Origin of the sequence: Pseudacidovorax sp., from assembly GCF_017991995.1 — a bacterium.
GTDB lineage: Bacteria > Pseudomonadota > Gammaproteobacteria > Burkholderiales > Burkholderiaceae_C > Xenophilus.
Genome location: NZ_JAGOPN010000011.1, coordinates 1 through 14921, shown reverse-complemented (window position 1 = coordinate 14921; position 14921 = coordinate 1). Strand labels below are relative to the sequence as shown.

Genomic DNA, 14921 nt, shown 5'->3' with positions numbered 1-14921 from the left:
GCAGGCGGCGCCTACGCTCGGGCCACTTCTTCAATGCAAGCGCCCATGACCCTCACCTGCTTCATCCGCTACGAGATCGACCCCTTCCAGAAGGAGGCTTTCCGCCTCTATGCCCAGGCCTGGGGCCGCATCATTCCCCGCTGCGGCGGCCACCTGCTGGGCTACTTCCTGCCGCACGAGGGCTCCAATGTCGAGGCCTGGGGCCTGGTCGCCTTCGACAGCCTGGCCGCCTACGAGGCCTACCGTGCCCGCCTGCGCGACGATGCCGAGGGCCGCGCCAACTTTGCCCATGCCCAGCGCGAGCGCTTCATCCTGCGGGAGGAGCGGCGCTTCCTGGAGGTCGTGCCCGAGGCGTGGCTGCGGCCGGCCGAGCTGCCGCCGCCTGCCGCGGGAGCGGCGGCGTGATCGCCGTCCTCTTCGAGGTCGAGCCGCAGGACGGCCGCACGGACCAGTACCTGAGGATCGCCGCAGGGCTGGCGGAGGAACTGCGCGGCATCGACGGATTCATTGCCGTGGAGCGCTTCCAGAGCCTGTCGGTGCCCGGCAAGCTGCTGTCGCTGAGCTTCTGGCGGGACGAGGACGCCGTGCGGCAATGGCGAAGCCGGCCTGCCCACCGCGGCGCGCAGCAGGCCGGGCGAGGCGGCCTGTTCCGCGGCTACCGGCTGCGCGTGGCCCAGGTGCTGCGGGATTACGGACTCGACGAACGTGCCGAGGCGCCGGCGGACTCCCGCGAGGCGCACCACGTGCCCCCCATGCACGACGCGCACGACGCCGTGCGCTGAGAAGATCGCAGGATGACCTCCCCCACCGACGAACCCCGCATCGCCCGGGTCGCGGCCCAGATCGCGGAGCCCGCCCGCGCCCGTATGCTGACCTACCTGATGGGCGGCGACCTGGCCAGCGCCGGCGAACTGGCGCGCACGGCCGGCGTGGCCGCCTCCACTGCCAGCGGCCACCTGGCCCGGCTGGAGGCCGAAGGCCTGGTGACGGCCGAGGTGCGCGGCCGTCACCGTTACTTCCGGCTCGCGGGCGAGGACATCCTGCGCGTGTTGGAGGCGCTGGCGCTGGTGGCCGAGCGCGAAGGCCGCGCGCGGGCCTGGTCCAGCCCGGCGCGGCTGCGCCTGCGCTGTGCGCGCAGCTGCTACGGCCATCTGGCCGGACGCCTGGGCGTGCAGATGCTGGACGCGATGCTGCGGCAGGGCTGGCTGCGCAGCGTGCCCGGCGGCTACGGCCTGACTGCGGCGGGCCGTGAGGCGCTGGTGGCCATGGGCGTGAAGCTGGATGGGCTGGAGGCGAAGCCGGCCGACGCCGCCATCGCCAAGCCATGCCTGGATTGGTCGGAACGCCGCGATCATCTGGCGGGCCCGTTGGCCAATGCGCTGCTGCGCCATTGCCTGGACGCCGGCTGGCTGCGCCGACGCGACGGCGAGCGCTCGCTCGCGGTCACACCGCCCGGCCTGCAGGCCCTGGGCCGCTGGATGACGGTGCCGGCCCGCTGAGCGGTGCACGGCGGCGGCTCAGAGCCCATCATCCAGCACGGCCAGCTGCTGCGATGGCGAAACGAGATCGACGCTGGCCAGGTTCTGGCGCAGGTGCACGACGGACGACGTGCCCGGGATCAACAGGATGTTGGGCGAGCGCTGGCGCAGCCAGGCCAGGGCCGTCTGCATCGGCGTGGCGTCCAGCTGACGGGCCACCGCGTCCAACTTTCCGGACTGCAGCGGCGTGAAGCCGCCGAGTGGAAAGAAGGGCGTGTAGCCGATACCCAAGCGGGCCAGTTCATCCACCAGCGCGTCGTCCTGGCGATGGACGAGGTTGTAGTGGTTCTGCACGCACACGATGGGCACCATCGCTCGGGCGGCGCGCACCTGGGCAGGCGTGGCGTTGCTCAGCCCCAGGTGGCGGATCAGACCGCGCTGTCGCAGCTCAGCGAGGGTAGCGAGTGCGGGCTCGATGTCGTCGTCGGCCGGGCCTTCCACCGAGAACATGAGGCGCAGGTTGACCACCTCCAGAACGTCGAGGCCGAGGTTCCTGAGATTGTCGTGGACGGCCGAAGTCAGGGCTTCGGGCGAACTGGCGACCTCCCACTCGCCCTGGGGGCCGCGACACGCGCCGACCTTGGTCACCAGCGTCAGATCGTCCCGGTAGGGATGCAGGGCCTCGCGGATCAGCTGGTTGGTCACGTGGGGACCGTAGAAATCGCTGGTGTCGATGTGGTCGACGCCGGCCTCGACGGCTTCGCGCAGCACGGCCAGGGCGCTGTCCCGATCGCGCGGGGGGCCGAAGACGCCGGGACCCGCGAGCTGCATGGCGCCGTAGCCCATGCGGTGACGGGCGCCAGCGCTTCGCAGCTCAGCGAGGCGCTGCGCCGGCTGGAGTTACGCCTGGGCATGCGCCTGCTCAACCGCACGACGCGCACCGTCGCGCCCACCGAGGCCGGTGCCCGTCTGCTGGAGCGTCTGGGGCCCGCCCTCGCGGAGGTGGAAGCCGCGCTGGACGCGGTCAACCTGTTCCGCGAGCGGCCGGCCGGTCCGCTGCGGCTGAACGTTCCGGCCAGTGCTTCGCGTCTGGTGCTGCCGCACATCGTGCCGTCTTTCCTGCAGGCCTTTCCGGACATCGAACTGGAGGTGGTCGTCGAGGAGCGCTTCGTGGACCTGGTGGCGGAGGGCTACGACGCCGGTATCCGCTACGAGGAGCGTCTGGCGCTGGACATGGTGGCGGTGCCCATCGGGCCGCGCCGCCAGCGCATGGCCACCGCGGCATCCCCCGCCTATATCGCACGCGCGGGACTGCCCTTGCATCCGCGCGATCTTCTGGCGCATGCCTGCCTGCGCGGCCGCTTCGCGGGACGGGCGATGCCGGACTGGGAGTTCGAGCGCGACGGCGAGCAGGTGCGCATCCAGCCCCGGGGGCCGTTGACCGTGGCGCTGGGCGCCGGCGCAGACCTGGCGGTGCACGCCGCAGTGGCCGGCCTGGGTATCGTCTACCTCTTCGAGGACTGGCTGCAACCGTACCTGGATCGCGGTGAACTCGTGCCGGTGCTCGAGCCTTGGTGGCCCGCATTTTCCGGCCCCTTCCTCTACTACCCGGGGCGCCGGCTCATGCCCGCGCCGCTGCGGGCCTTCGTCGATTTCGTGACCGGTCTTCAGGTCGGCAGTCGCTGAGGCGCGCGCATGCGGAATGGCTCAGGCGATGTCCTGCGCCGGCACGGGTGCGCTCATGCCGACCGCCATGCGGTTCCAGGTGTTGATCTGGGCGATGGCCCAGCTGAGCTCAACGATCTCCTGCTCGCTGAGATGCGCACGCAGGTGGTCGAAGACCTCGTCATGGCCTGCGTGGCCATCGGGCAGGCGCGTCAGGGCTTCGGCCCAGGCCAGCGCGGCGCGCTCCCGTTCGGTGTAGAGGCGCGCGTCGCGCCAGGTGGCCAGGCTGTTGATTCGCTGCCAGGGCTCGCCCAGCTTGCGCAGGTCGCGCACATGCATGTCGAGGCAGAAGGCGCAACCGTTGATCTGCGAGACCCGGGTCTTGATCAACTCGATGAGCACCGGGCCGAGGGAGGACTCGGCCAGCGTGGCGCCAGCGGCGATCATGGCCTGGTAGGGCCTGGGCGCGATGCGCATCCAGGAGAGTCGGGGTTGGTCGTGCAGGGTCATGGCGGTCATCTCGAAGAGGGGTGGAACACACCCTCAAGACGAGCGGGACCCGGCCCCTGTGACAGCGGCCAGCGGCCGGCCCAGTGCGGCGGCGATGCGGGCCAGCTTGTCGGGATTGCGCTGGGTATGGACGACCTGGATGCGCTGACCGTCGGTCTGGAAGGTCTGGGCCGATTCGAGCGCCTCGTCGATGAAGCGCAGCACGCTCCACTGGCCGCTCAGCACCATCACCTCGTAACGCGCGCGTGCGCCATGGCGCCGGTGCACGGCCCAGTAGAGCTGGGCGATGCGGCGCGACCCCACGAGCGGAATGCCAAAGCTCGGCACCTTGCCGCCGCCGTCGCTGACCAGTTGCGCATCTTCGGCCAGCAAGGCCTGCAGGTCGGCGAACTGACCGCTGGCGGCCGCGTCGGCGAAGCCGCGCAGCAGGCGCAACTGGTGCTCGGGCGGCACATGATGGCGGGGCCGTGCGTCCTGCAACTGGCTGCGGGCCCGGTGCACGATCTGCCGGCAGGCGGCCTCGCTCTTGCCCAGGGTGCGGGCGACCTCGTCGTAGCCCGCATCGAAGACCTCGCGCAGCAGGAAGGCCGCACGGGCCTCCGGGGCCAGGCGTTCGAGCACCGCGAGGAAGGCCACCGACAGGTCGTCGGCCCGCTCCAGCAGGGCCTCGGGCGAGGGGGCGCCTTCGTCGGCCATCAGAGGCTCGGGCAGCCAGGTGCCGACATAGTGCTCGCGCTGGTGCTGGGCACTGCGCAGCCGGTCGATGGCCAGGCGCGTGGTGATGGTGACCAGCCAGGCCTCTGCGCTTTCGAGCGCATCGTGCGGGCTGGACTGCCAGCGCAGCCAGGCGTCCTGCACCACGTCCTCCGCCTCGGCGGGCGAGCCGAGCATGCGGTAGGCGATGCCATGCAGCCGGGGCCGCAGGCGCAGGAACAGGTCGGTCGTGTCGCTCATGACCGGCAGACGGATGGGACGGGCCGTTTGTGACAGGTCGTGGCGAGGGCGCTGCCGAACGGATGCGCTCAGCGCCGGGGAAGCACGTCGCGATGCGTGAGGACCACGTCCTCGAAGGCGGCGGCCAACGTGTCGCATTCGGCGTCGCCGAAGGGCAGCGAGAGCGCAATCATCCCGCGGCGGGCCATGAAGATGCCGCGTTCGAGCAGGGCGAAGAAGACCAGGTCCTTGGCACGGCCGTCGGTGCCCGCCAGGTCGGCCGGCGAGCGCACCGGCCGGGCCGTGGCATGCAGGGTCATCAGGGAGCCGAGACCGGTGAACTGCATGTCGACGGCCTGGTCCGCCAGCGTGGCGTTCAGGCGCTCGCGCAGCGCGTCGCCGCGGCGGTTGAGCACATCGAGCGCCGCGGCCGTCAGTACCTGCGTCAGTCCTGCCAGGCCGGCTGCCATGGTCAGCACGTTGTTGTTGAAGGTGCCGGCATGGGCCAGGGCATCGGGCCGGCGCGGGTCGAAGCGGGCCATGATTTCGGCCCGTCCGCCGAAGACGCCGAAGGACAGGCCGCCACCCAGGTACTTGCCGGCCGTGGTCAGGTCGGGCGCGATGCCCAGCAGCGCCTGGCGTCCGCCGAAGGACAGGCGCGAAGTCATGACCTCGTCGAAGATGAGCTGCACGCCGTGTGCAGTAGCCAGCGTGCGCAGGCCGCGCAGGAAGGCCGGGTCACCCGGGATCGTGCCGCCGGCGCCGAGCATCGGTTCGACCAGGATGGCGGCCACGTCGGGGCCATGGGCGGCGAGCAACGCCTCTACGCTGCCCAGGTCGTTGTAACGCGCGAAGACAAAGTCGTGCGGCACGTTCATGGGCGAGGGGCCGCCGCCGAAGGTGAGGACGCCGCCGTGGTAGGCACCCTCGAACACCACGACCTTGCCGCGGCCGGTGTGGGCCTTGGCCGCAGCCAGCGCCAGCAGGTTGGCCTCGGTGCCCGAGTTGGCGAAGCGCAGCAGCGCCATGCCGGGGAACCGCCGTTGGATCTCGCGGGCCAGCGCGGCCTCGCGCGCCGTGTGGGACGAGAGGTTCAGGCCCGCCGACAGGGCTTCGGAGATGGCCGCACGGATGTGCGGGTTGGAGTGGCCATAGAGGGCAGCGGTGAACTCCCCCAGAGCGTCGAGGTAGGCATGGCCGTCCTCGTCCCATAGGCGGCAACCCTCGCCACGGCTCATCGCGAGCGGGAAAGGTGGGTGAAAGAGCACGCTTCGGGTGTTGCCGCCGGGCATGGCCGTCGCCGCTTCGTCGAGCAGGCGGGCGCTGGTTGGATTGCGCGCCGCATAACGCGCAATGGCGGCTTCGAGGGCGTGGGAAAGGGCGTCGTTCATGGCTGGCACGAAGGGGTGATGCGGCAAGCCGGCCATCTTAGGCCGCAGGAGGCGCCTGCTCGCAAAGTCGACGGCCCACGTGGCGGGGTCGGATGGCTCCTCAGCCGGCGGCCTGGTCGTCCTGCTGCCGGGATGGCTCCTGCGCGCCCTCCTCCCGCTTGATGAAGCTGATCTTTCCGTTGGGTTCGAGCACGGCCCAGGCCACGTCGCCCATCGATGCGATGCCCGCCAGGCGCATCTCGGATTCGATCTCCGAGCGCGTCAGCCTGTCGCGGCGCAGGCTGTGTTCCAGCAGGCGGCCGTGCTGGATCAGCACGCGGGGCTCGCCCTCCAGCAGGCGCTCTGCCTTGGGCGACAGGTAGGAGGCCCAGCTCAGCACCACGCCCCAGAAGGCAAAGGTGCTGATCGCCAGCGTGGCGCCGGTCAGGCTGAAGTCGTTCTGCGTGATGCCCTGCTGGATCAGGTCGCCCACCACGACCATGACGATGAATTCGAAGGGGGTCATCTGCCCCAGTTCGCGCTTGCCGAGGACCCGCACCAGCAGGTACACGACCGCGAACATGGCGGTGGCGCGCAGGACGACTTCCATCAGGGCAGCACACGCAGTCGGCGCGGCGCACGCACCAGAAGGTGGTCGCCATCGCGCAATTCGAGCTCGCCTTCGAGGACGCCATGCAGGCGAGGGTTGACCTGCGCCGAGATCTTGATGCGCATCTCCTTGCCGGCGCGAAGCGGACCGAAGTCGAAGGTGTAGGCCTCGCCGTCCGCGCCTTCGGACTCGGGCTGAGGGACCATCGCGTTGACGGTGATCTCCCTCCAAAGACTGACCGGTACGGCCAGGGTGAGTTTGGCAATGTCCTCGCCGGCCTTGACGTGCAACCGCGTCTCGAAGAAGTCACCCGTGCGGATCACCACGGGCATCTCGACATCGAGGGTGTGCGATCGCGTGTCGCTGCGGTACGTGTCACGGTCCATTCCCGCATGGCCGAGCAGGCCGGAGATGCCCAGCAGCAGCACCCCGCCCAGTACCAGCAAGGACAAGGGGCTGGCATGCCGAACCAGCCCTTTGTGCGGCAATGTGTGGGCTCGGACGATGCCGTCGGGTGCCCGGGTCATGGGTAGCGGGTTGTTTTCCTGGGACATGGATGCGGGTGGTTGCCGCGTGTGATCGTCCTGGGTTGGGGAGGTCTGTCCGTCAGCGGGTGTTGACGGGCCGTGCCAGCATTGGTGGGGAGTTGGGCGAGCCGTACAAAAAATAAGTTAACGGCATTAAAACTATCTGAACAACCCAGCATTCAATCCAGGAGACACTACGCCCGTTAACTTATTTTCTGTGGCGACTCCCCTCCCATGATCGGCACGTCCCTTCCCCCCGTCTCCATGGACTTCCAACATGCCTTCGAGGCATGGGCTGCCGACCAGCAGGGTGCCGGCGTTCTTCGCAAGGCAGGGGCCCACGAGGTCTACCGCGCGATGTGGGAGAGCTTTGCTACCTGGTGCATTGGCCAGTCCCCCGCCGTCCGGCTGGACGTCATCGACCCGCGCGACCTGCATGCCTTCCAGGCGGCGCGTTATGGACGCAAGGCGTCGGACCAGTCCCTCTCGCCCCGCTACGCGCTGCGGCTGATGCGGCTGATCGAACGGGTGCTTTCGCACCATGCCAGCCGCACCGGCCGCCGCCCCAATCGCGCCCCTGCAGACTGGGTGCGTGCGAATCCCCAGGTGCGCTATGCCGAATCGCAGCAGGCCGACCCGCCACCCGAGGTGCTCACGCCCCAGGAGGCGGGGCAATTGCTGACCCATCTGTCGGCCGCCCGGCCCCGCCCGGGCCAGGATCCCACTGCCCTCGCCAGCCTGCCCTGGCAGGATGTGCGCAACCGCGCCTCCGTCGCGCTCCAGTTGGGCGCCGGGCTGGCGCCCAGCGACGTGCGCGCCCTCACGCTGGCGTCACCCGTGATGAACGGCGTGGGACCGAAGGCACGGACCTGGAAGCTGCGCGTGCCCGCCAATGGCACGATCCGGGCACGCGAGACGCCGGTCGCGCCCTGGGCAGCCGAGTTGCTTCACCATTGGCTGGAAGTGCGGGCGGCCTCGCGCATCGCTGGCGAGTTCCTGTTCCCCTCCACCCGCACCGGCAAGCCGTGGCTGGCCGATTCGCAGTACCAGTGCGCACGCAAGGTGCTCGAAGCCGCCGGCGTGGCAGGACGCGGCGGCGCCGGCGGCTCGTTCCGGCTGCGGCACACCTTCGCGCTGCGGCAGTTGCGCCGCGGCACCCGGCCCGAGATGGTGGCGCGATGGATGGGGGTGGAGCCGGGGGAAATGAAGCGATACGACCGCGTGCTGCCGGGCCCCGAAGTCGTGGTGTGACGCGCAGGCGCGCGCCCCAGCGTCAGGGCATCCATGACGTCGATGCCACGGGTCGAAGCCGATCGCAGAGCGCACCGCCAGCGCATCATGAAGGCGCCCTGCCTTGGGGGACGGGCACCGCAGCTCCCCGCGTATGACGACAGCCTGGCCGGGCGATGACCGACAGCGCAGAGGACCTGTCGGCGGCAACCTCGTCGGCGTGTACCTCCTGCGCCGTCGACGCGTGCCCGCCGGGCCGCGGTCACCGGCGCCTCACGCGAAAGGCTTCCATGGCACGCATCACCGGCGTCCTCTTCCTCCTGCTCGGCCTGGCGCTGGCTGCGGCCGGCGTCTGGCTGCTCACCCTGGGCGGCAGCGCCTATTACCTGATCGCCGGCGCGGTGCTGGCCATGACGGGCATCCTGCTGATGCGGCGGTCCGCATCGGCACTGTGGCTGTACGCCGCCCTGCTGCTTGGCTCGGCCGCCTGGGCCTTGTGGGAGGTGGGCCTGGATTGGTGGCCATTGGCCGCGCGGCTGGACGTGCTCTTCGTCCTCGGCTTCTGGCTGGTGCTGCCCTGGATGCGCCGGGCGCTGTCGCGCGACATCGCGCGCCCCCGGCCGTTGGAGCGCGGGCTGCGGCCGAAGGTCGTGGCGCCGCCCGCGAGTCCGGCGGTCGGTCGCGGCCGGGCGGCATTGGGCCTGGTACTGGTGGCTTCGGCTGCGCTGGCGGTGACCTCCTGGTTCCGTACTCCGCATGAGGTCGACGGCGAGCTGCAGGCCGCAGCTGCCGCGGCGGCGCAGCCGCCCTCCCCTGCCGTCCCGCCCGGCGAATGGCATGCCTACGGCCGGACGGGCGAAGGCCAGCGCTATTCGCCCCTGTCGCAGATCACGCCGGCCAATGTGGACCAGCTGAAGCTGGCCTGGGAATTCAACACCGGCGACCTGCGCGGCCGACCCGGCGATCCGGAAGAAACCACCTTCGAAGTCACGCCCCTGAAGATCGGCAACCGGCTCTTCCTGTGCACGCCGCACCAGTCCGTCATCGCCCTCGACGCGACCAGCGGCAAGCAGCTGTGGCGCTTCGATCCGCAGATCGCGGGCGATCTCGCGCTGCAGCACCTGACCTGCCGGGGCCTTTCGTACCACGCCGCGTCCGTGGCCGCGAGTGCCGCGGAGACAGCGGCACAACCCGCAACGGAGGCTGCCACCGCACCCGCACCCGCGCCCGCACGACCCGGCGCCGGCACCGCGGCCAACCCGACCCCGATGAGCGCCCCCACCGGCGAAGACTCGAAGCAGGAGGACAGCCATCCCGCGACCCAGCCCCTTCCGGTGGCCGCGCGCCAGGGACCCACGGCGCCCAGCTGCCCCGCCAAGCTCTTCATGCCCACCGCCGATGGCCGCGTGATCGCGCTCAACCCGGAAAACGGCACCGTGTGCGCCGACTTCGGCCGCGGCAGCGGGCAGATCGACCTCTGGCGCCACATGCCCAACGTGCGGCCGGGTGCGTACTACTCGACCTCGCCCGTGGTGGTGACCGAGCGGCTCATCATCGTGGGCGGGACGGTGCTGGACAACGCGTCCACCAAGGAGCAATCGGGCGTCATCCGCGCCTTCGACATCCAGACCGGCGACCTGGTCTGGAACTGGGACTCGGGCAACCCGGACGACACCGCGCCCCTGCCCCCGGGCCGCACCTACACGCCCAACTCGCCCAACAGCTGGTCGATCTCGTCCGTGGACGAGGCCCTGGGCATGGTGTATGTCCCCATGGGCAACCAGCCGCCCGACCAGTGGGGCGGTAGGCGCAGCGAGGCGGTGGAGCGCTACTCGTCCTCGGTGGTCGCCCTCGACCTGGCGACCGGCCGCGTGCGCTGGCACTTCCAGACCGTGCACCACGACCTGTGGGACTACGACGTGCCCTCGCAGCCCACGCTGATCGACCTGGACATCGGCGGCCAGCGCGTGCCGGCGCTGGTGCAGCCGACCAAGCAGGGCGAGCTCTTCGTGCTCGACCGGCGCACTGGCCAGCCGCTGCTGCCCGTGACCGAACGGCCCGCGCCGCAGGGCGCGGCCGAAGGCGACCACACCGCGCCGACGCAGCCCAAGTCCGCCCTCTCCTTCGAGCCGCCGCCGCTGGCCGAGCGTGACATGTGGGGCGCAACGATGTTCGACCAGCTCGCCTGCCGCATCGCCTTCCATCGCCTGCGCTACGAAGGCCGCTTCACGCCGCCGTCGGAGCAGGGATCGATCATCTACCCGGGCAACTTCGGCGTCTTCAACTGGGGCGGGATCGCGGTCGATCCCCGGCACGGCTGGGCCTTCACCACACCGACGTACCTGGCCTTCGTGTCGCGGCTGGTGCGCCGGCCCGACGACACCACGCTGATGGTCCAGGACGGCGGGCCGCCCAAGGGCTCCCTGCCCGCGTTGAACGAGAACTTCGGTGCGCCCTTCGCGGCCTCCATGAAGCCCTTCATGTCGCCCGTCGGCCTGCCCTGCCAGGCGCCGCCCTGGGGCTATGTGGCGGGTGTGGACCTGCGCTCGGGCCAGGTGGCCTGGAAGCACCGCAACGGAACGGTGCGCGACCTGTCGCCCCTGCCCCTGCCCTTCCGCATGGGCGTGCCCGGCATCGGCGGGCCGATGATGACGGCGGGGGGCGTGGCGTTCTACTCCGGCGCGCTGGACAACTATGTGCGGGCCTACGACGTGCGCACCGGCCGCCAGCTGTGGGAAGACCGCCTGCCTGCAGGCGGCCAGGCCACGCCGATGAGTTACACCGGCGAGGACGGCCGCCAGTACGTACTCGTGGCCGCCGGCGGCCATGGCTCGACGGGCACCAAGCCGGGCGATGCCGTGCGCGCGTATGCGCTGCCCGCCGCCACGGGGTCGCCGTAAGTCAAAGGGGTCGGCGATCCGGCCCCGGGGTCCCACGCGGGGGCGTGAATCGTCTGACTGAGAGGGCGGGCCTGCAGCCTAGTCTGGCCAGAGGCCGGCGCATTTTGGCGCCGCCTTCTTTTAGAAAAGGACCGTCATGAACCGCCAACAAGCCACCTGCCTGCACGCCCTGGGCTTCGCCGCCACGCTCGCCCTTGGCCCTGCACTGCTGCACAGCGCCGCCGCCCAGCCGGCGCAGACCTCGCCCACCGCACCCGCGGCGCCCCAGCCGCCCGCGCAGCGGGCCACCGCCCAGAAGACGCCCGGGGTCGCCGTGGCGGACCAACGCATGATGCGGGACCTCGCCCAGGCCAACCTGGCCGAGATCGAGACCGGCCGCCTGGCGCAGGAGAAGGCCGGCAGCGAGGACGTGAAGCGCTTCGGCAGCCAGATGGTGGAAGACCATCAGAAGGCGCTTTCCGAGCTGCAGGAACTCGCCCGCGGCAAGAACGTGGATCTGCCGACGGAGCCTGACGCCAAGCACAAGCTCGTGGCCACGGGCCTCAAGGCGCTGAGCGGCGAGGCCTTCGACAAGCAGTACATCCGCATGGCGGGCGTGACCGACCATCGCCAGACGGTCGAGAAGCTGCAGCGGGTGCAGCGCGAGACCGGCGACAACGACCTGCGTGCCTATGCCGCCAAGACCCTGCCGGTGGTGCAGAAGCACCTTCAGCATGCCGAGGGCCTGCACGGCGCTCAGGCGCGCAAGTGATCGATGGCATCGCCCGACGCGTGCGTTGACGGGGCCTGCGCACGGTCCCGGTGTCTGCTCAGGCGTCGGGGAGATGCGGCCTGCAGCGCCTGCCGCTGCGGCTCGGGCATGCCGGCGCTGCAATGGTGCAGGAGCCGCTTGATGGCCTTGTAGACGCCGCCTCGGCTCAGCCCGACGACACGGCTGTCGCGCACGTCGAAGATCAAGGGAAGTTCCGCGTTCCCCTCGTCGCACGGATCGGCCGTGCGGCCCATCGTGCGCAGCAGCGACTGCAACTGCGCGACCAGGGCGGCCGGCACCTCCAGCATCGCATCCTGTTGCGCCGCCCTGCGCCTGCCGCGACGCTCTCCTTGCACACGCAGTCGCCATGGTGCGTCAGCAGCGCCGGTGGCTGTGGGCGGAACGAGATCCGCACAGCGGGCGCGGGCCAGCGCGCCGGGTTGGACATCCGTTTCCTGCAACCATGCCGCCACGCGCCGGGCGCGCACCAGGCCCGGCGTCGCCGGAACCATGAGGGAGGATTGCTGGACATCCAGCGCCATGGGCTGGGCCGCGCTTGTCGTGCAAGCGTCGGACGCGCTGCTCCCGACCTCTCCCCGCAGCCCTGCCGATGGATCGTGCGTGAGATAGCCGCAGTCGTGCAGAAAGCGGAACAGCGCCCGCAGCACGGCGATGCAACGCTGCAGCGCTGCGGCGCGCAAAGGACCTTCGAACGGCCGCCAGAGGGGCGACCAGCGCTCGTGATGGCGCGGACCGCACCATTCCGCCGGCGGTGAACGGGCGAACGCAACGAATGCGGCACAGTCTTCCTCGTCCAGCGAGGACAGCGCTTTTCCTCGTGCCAGCACTGCCCACAGCAGCAGGCGCTCGGCTTCCTTGCGGTAGGCCCGCCGCGTCTCTTCGGCGGGCGCCCCAGCTTCGTCACCGCCCGTACGACGGCCACGGCGCTGAAGCCAGACGGCCACCGCCTCCAGATCATCGGGCGCAGAGATGCGGCAGGCGGCCGGCGGTGCCCGAAAGTGCCCGGTCCTGCCGCGCAGCGCCTCGGGCACCACGAACTTCTCGAGCGGGCGCACCGCAGTCGCAGGGGGCACCACGGGCTGCAAGGCCGCGCGACCCAGGCGAGAGATCGGCGCGAAGGCGTGGGGCCCCAACGCCAGACCCGTCTCCTGTTGATGGACGCGCAGCCACTCGACGATGCGCGCCGCCTTGGTGGGACCGACGGCCGGCACGGTCGTCCACCATCGCATGCCGACGGCCTGGATGCGGTCCGCCACGCTGCGCAACGTAGGCATGCCCGCCGCCGCGACGCGCTGCGCCAGGGCGGGCGCGAGCCAATCCTCTACAGGGTCGTCGGCCCTGGGGGCGCGGGAGGCCAGCCCCTCCAGCCACGAGAGCGCTTCCAACTGACGATCCACCAGCCGCCGGCGCTTGGACTGCTGACGACGGCCCTCCGTCTCGGCACCCCAGGCTTCCTCGAAGGCGGCGAGCTGGTCCTCCAGCGAGAAGTCTTCGAGACCGCGCTCCAGCGCGAACTCCTCCAGGCTCGGACGGGCTCGGGTGGCGTCGGGGAGCCCGCTTGCGTCCATGAGCACCAGGCGGGCGGTGCCCGGACGCGCATGGCGGCGCGCCGCCGCCGCCAGCTCGTCCCGGTAGGTGTTGATGACACGGCGGATCAACCGCTCGTCCACGCGGTCGTCCTCGCCCTGCATGTAGCGCGACCATGCCTGCCGCGTGTCGATGCCCTGGATGACGGCCCGCATGAAGGCGAAGTGGCCGCGATGCAGCGCACGCTGCTTGGCAGCGGGTGCGGAGACGAGGGCGGTCTTGGAGGCGCGAGCGGGCGTCATGGGTGGGAAGGTAGCGGCTTGAGGGCGGCATGGGATCGACGTCGTGGGGCGCACGGGCCGTCCTGCACGTGGCTCAGCGTCTTCCGGTTGTAGAACCGGAAGACGGAACCTTGTCGGCGCTTGAAGTTTATTACCAATACATCGTTTTTTTGAGGTTTAGCCTGAACTTCTTCTTTGAATACCTTCTGACTCCTGGGCAACTATTTGATCGACAAGGACTTTTCGCATTGAGCAAGGGCATTCGAACGATGTCCCGCCAAGCCAACCCTGGGAGCGGTGAACCATCGGTGGGCGGCATTGGTGGCACGCTGCGCGTGCGAGCAGCCTCCTTGAGGCGGCAGAGCTACGGGGTCCGCGGGCGGAGATTGGCGCGGATGGCCGTGCCGTTCCTTAGGGCCTTGGACTGGCCCAAATGGATGGAGCGGTCCTGCCCCGGCGTATCCACGTTCCGCTAGGGCGAAGTCAGTGCGGCCCGCCTCGGAGGTCACTGGAAGGCCTGCCCTGCCCTGCCCTGCCCTGCCCTGCCCTGCCCTGCCCTGCCCTGCCCTGCCCTGCCCTGCCGATCAACAGGATTTCAAGATTCCCGCCTTCCAAGTTGAGACCCACCCCGGCTGGGAGCTGGGGCGTGTACTCAATCAGAGGAAAGCGTACCTATGCGGCGCATGGCCGAGAGCAAGCGAAACCAGGCAGGCTCGAACCCTGCCTTCAGACGATTTAGACGGCGCTGAGAGGGACGTCGACGTCGCACACCAGGCGCCCAAATGGATGCTCACGTTCGTGGGCCGATAGGCGGGCGCGCCTCCACAGTGCCCAGCGCCCCACCTTCGAGGGGCAAGTTCCGCCACCGAATGTTTGAGAGGACGATGAACTCGGCCAGTCGGTGTAGCAACGGGGCGGCGCAAGAGTGAGCGTCTGGCAATGGTTCTGATCTAGGGCGTGTGCGATGCCAGCGCCGTCCGAACGCACGGCCAAGTCTGCCCCCTGGATGGGGGATGGTGATACGAAATACCAGACCTGTGCACATGCATCGGCAAAGCACTGCGCCATCGCCAGCGAGGACGATTCCGGGGATCGGGGGGACGCGAGGCGGGGGGGGG

General features: G+C 70.2%; 14 protein-coding genes. 7 read left to right on the top strand and 7 right to left on the bottom strand.

From position 1 onward, the window contains the following. The first annotated feature begins 45 nt into the window (after positions 1–45). From KBC94_RS15670 to KBC94_RS15660, 3 genes are read left to right on the top strand one after another with little or no spacing between them, the layout of a single operon-like run. Positions 46–405 (top strand): NIPSNAP family protein, encoded by a 360-nt coding sequence (locus KBC94_RS15670; protein WP_294371889.1) that lies wholly within the window; start codon positions 46–48, stop codon positions 403–405. Beyond that, a complete protein-coding gene (locus KBC94_RS15665; RefSeq protein WP_294371887.1) occupies positions 402–782 on the top strand; it encodes an antibiotic biosynthesis monooxygenase in 381 nt (126 codons plus the stop codon). Before KBC94_RS15670 ends, KBC94_RS15665 begins: the two co-directional genes overlap by 4 nt. Before the next feature lie 12 nt (positions 783–794). Further along, positions 795–1499, top strand: a complete 705-nt coding sequence (locus KBC94_RS15660; RefSeq protein ID WP_294371884.1) for a helix-turn-helix transcriptional regulator — start codon at positions 795–797, stop codon at positions 1497–1499. A gap of 18 nt (positions 1500–1517) precedes the next feature. On the opposite strand, the gene KBC94_RS15655 is transcribed toward KBC94_RS15660, so the two are convergent. Further along, complete coding sequence (locus tag KBC94_RS15655) at positions 1518–2324, bottom strand: oxidoreductase (RefSeq protein ID WP_294371881.1); 807 nt, start codon at positions 2322–2324, stop codon at positions 1518–1520. A 3-nt stretch (positions 2325–2327) separates the two neighbouring features. Here KBC94_RS15655 and KBC94_RS15650 point away from each other — a divergent pair, with 3 nt between their 5' ends. Next, the gene (locus tag KBC94_RS15650; protein ID WP_294371879.1) at positions 2328–3164 is read left to right on the top strand and encodes a LysR substrate-binding domain-containing protein; all 837 of its coding nucleotides are present in this window, start codon (positions 2328–2330) and stop codon (positions 3162–3164) included. Positions 3165–3185: 21 nt separating this feature from the next. Here KBC94_RS15650 and KBC94_RS15645 read toward each other — a convergent pair whose 3' ends face one another. From KBC94_RS15645 to KBC94_RS15625, 5 genes are all read right to left on the bottom strand, one after another. Beyond that, a complete protein-coding gene (locus KBC94_RS15645) occupies positions 3186–3653 on the bottom strand; it encodes a carboxymuconolactone decarboxylase family protein (protein WP_294371876.1) in 468 nt (155 codons plus the stop codon). A 33-nt stretch (positions 3654–3686) separates the two neighbouring features. Further along, positions 3687–4607, bottom strand: coding sequence for an RNA polymerase sigma-70 factor (locus tag KBC94_RS15640; protein WP_294371873.1), 921 nt, complete (start codon positions 4605–4607; stop codon positions 3687–3689). Between the two features lie 68 nt (positions 4608–4675). Then, positions 4676–5977, bottom strand: a complete 1302-nt coding sequence (locus KBC94_RS15635; protein WP_294371871.1) for an aminotransferase class III-fold pyridoxal phosphate-dependent enzyme — start codon at positions 5975–5977, stop codon at positions 4676–4678. 100 nt (positions 5978–6077) lie between these two features. Beyond that, entirely contained in the window at positions 6078–6566 is a 489-nt protein-coding gene (locus tag KBC94_RS15630; RefSeq protein ID WP_294371868.1) for a DUF421 domain-containing protein, read from the bottom strand. Then, positions 6566–7018: a hypothetical protein gene (locus KBC94_RS15625; protein ID WP_294371865.1), complete on the bottom strand. Its 453-nt coding sequence runs from the start codon at positions 7016–7018 to the stop codon at positions 6566–6568. The genes KBC94_RS15630 and KBC94_RS15625 overlap by 1 nt, the downstream gene beginning before the upstream one ends. 339 nt (positions 7019–7357) lie before the next feature. On the opposite strand from KBC94_RS15625, the gene KBC94_RS15620 reads away from it, so the two are divergent. From KBC94_RS15620 to KBC94_RS15610, 3 genes are all read left to right on the top strand, one after another. After that, a complete protein-coding gene (locus KBC94_RS15620; RefSeq protein WP_294371862.1) occupies positions 7358–8344 on the top strand; it encodes a tyrosine-type recombinase/integrase in 987 nt (328 codons plus the stop codon). A gap of 269 nt (positions 8345–8613) precedes the next feature. After that, a complete protein-coding gene (locus KBC94_RS15615; RefSeq protein ID WP_294371859.1) occupies positions 8614–11223 on the top strand; it encodes a membrane-bound PQQ-dependent dehydrogenase, glucose/quinate/shikimate family in 2610 nt (869 codons plus the stop codon). Between the two features lie 136 nt (positions 11224–11359). Beyond that, positions 11360–11974 (top strand): DUF4142 domain-containing protein, encoded by a 615-nt coding sequence (locus KBC94_RS15610; protein ID WP_294371857.1) that lies wholly within the window; start codon positions 11360–11362, stop codon positions 11972–11974. Here KBC94_RS15610 and KBC94_RS15605 read toward each other — a convergent pair. After that, entirely contained in the window at positions 11959–13824 is a 1866-nt protein-coding gene (locus KBC94_RS15605) for a phage integrase family protein (protein WP_294371854.1), read from the bottom strand. The two genes, KBC94_RS15610 and KBC94_RS15605, sit on opposite strands and share 16 nt — an antisense overlap. Positions 13825–14921 lie beyond the last annotated feature (1097 nt).

Bases quoted from the DNA above. Each gene is read 5' to 3' on its own strand.
- KBC94_RS15630 (WP_294371868.1), bottom strand. From the start codon at position 6,566: ATGGAAGTCGTCCTGCGCGCCACCGCCATGTTCGCGGTCGTGTACCTG.
- KBC94_RS15610 (WP_294371857.1), top strand. From the start codon at position 11,360: ATGAACCGCCAACAAGCCACCTGCCTGCACGCCCTGGGCTTCGCCGCC.
- KBC94_RS15655 (WP_294371881.1), bottom strand. From the start codon at position 2,324: ATGGGCTACGGCGCCATGCAGCTCGCGGGTCCCGGCGTCTTCGGCCCC.
- KBC94_RS15635 (WP_294371871.1), bottom strand. From the start codon at position 5,977: ATGAACGACGCCCTTTCCCACGCCCTCGAAGCCGCCATTGCGCGTTAT.
- KBC94_RS15660 (WP_294371884.1), top strand. From the start codon at position 795: ATGACCTCCCCCACCGACGAACCCCGCATCGCCCGGGTCGCGGCCCAG.
- KBC94_RS15640 (WP_294371873.1), bottom strand. From the start codon at position 4,607: ATGAGCGACACGACCGACCTGTTCCTGCGCCTGCGGCCCCGGCTGCAT.
- KBC94_RS15605 (WP_294371854.1), bottom strand. From the start codon at position 13,824: ATGACGCCCGCTCGCGCCTCCAAGACCGCCCTCGTCTCCGCACCCGCT.
- KBC94_RS15670 (WP_294371889.1), top strand. From the start codon at position 46: ATGACCCTCACCTGCTTCATCCGCTACGAGATCGACCCCTTCCAGAAG.
- KBC94_RS15645 (WP_294371876.1), bottom strand. From the start codon at position 3,653: ATGACCCTGCACGACCAACCCCGACTCTCCTGGATGCGCATCGCGCCC.
- KBC94_RS15620 (WP_294371862.1), top strand. From the start codon at position 7,358: ATGGACTTCCAACATGCCTTCGAGGCATGGGCTGCCGACCAGCAGGGT.
- KBC94_RS15615 (WP_294371859.1), top strand. From the start codon at position 8,614: ATGGCACGCATCACCGGCGTCCTCTTCCTCCTGCTCGGCCTGGCGCTG.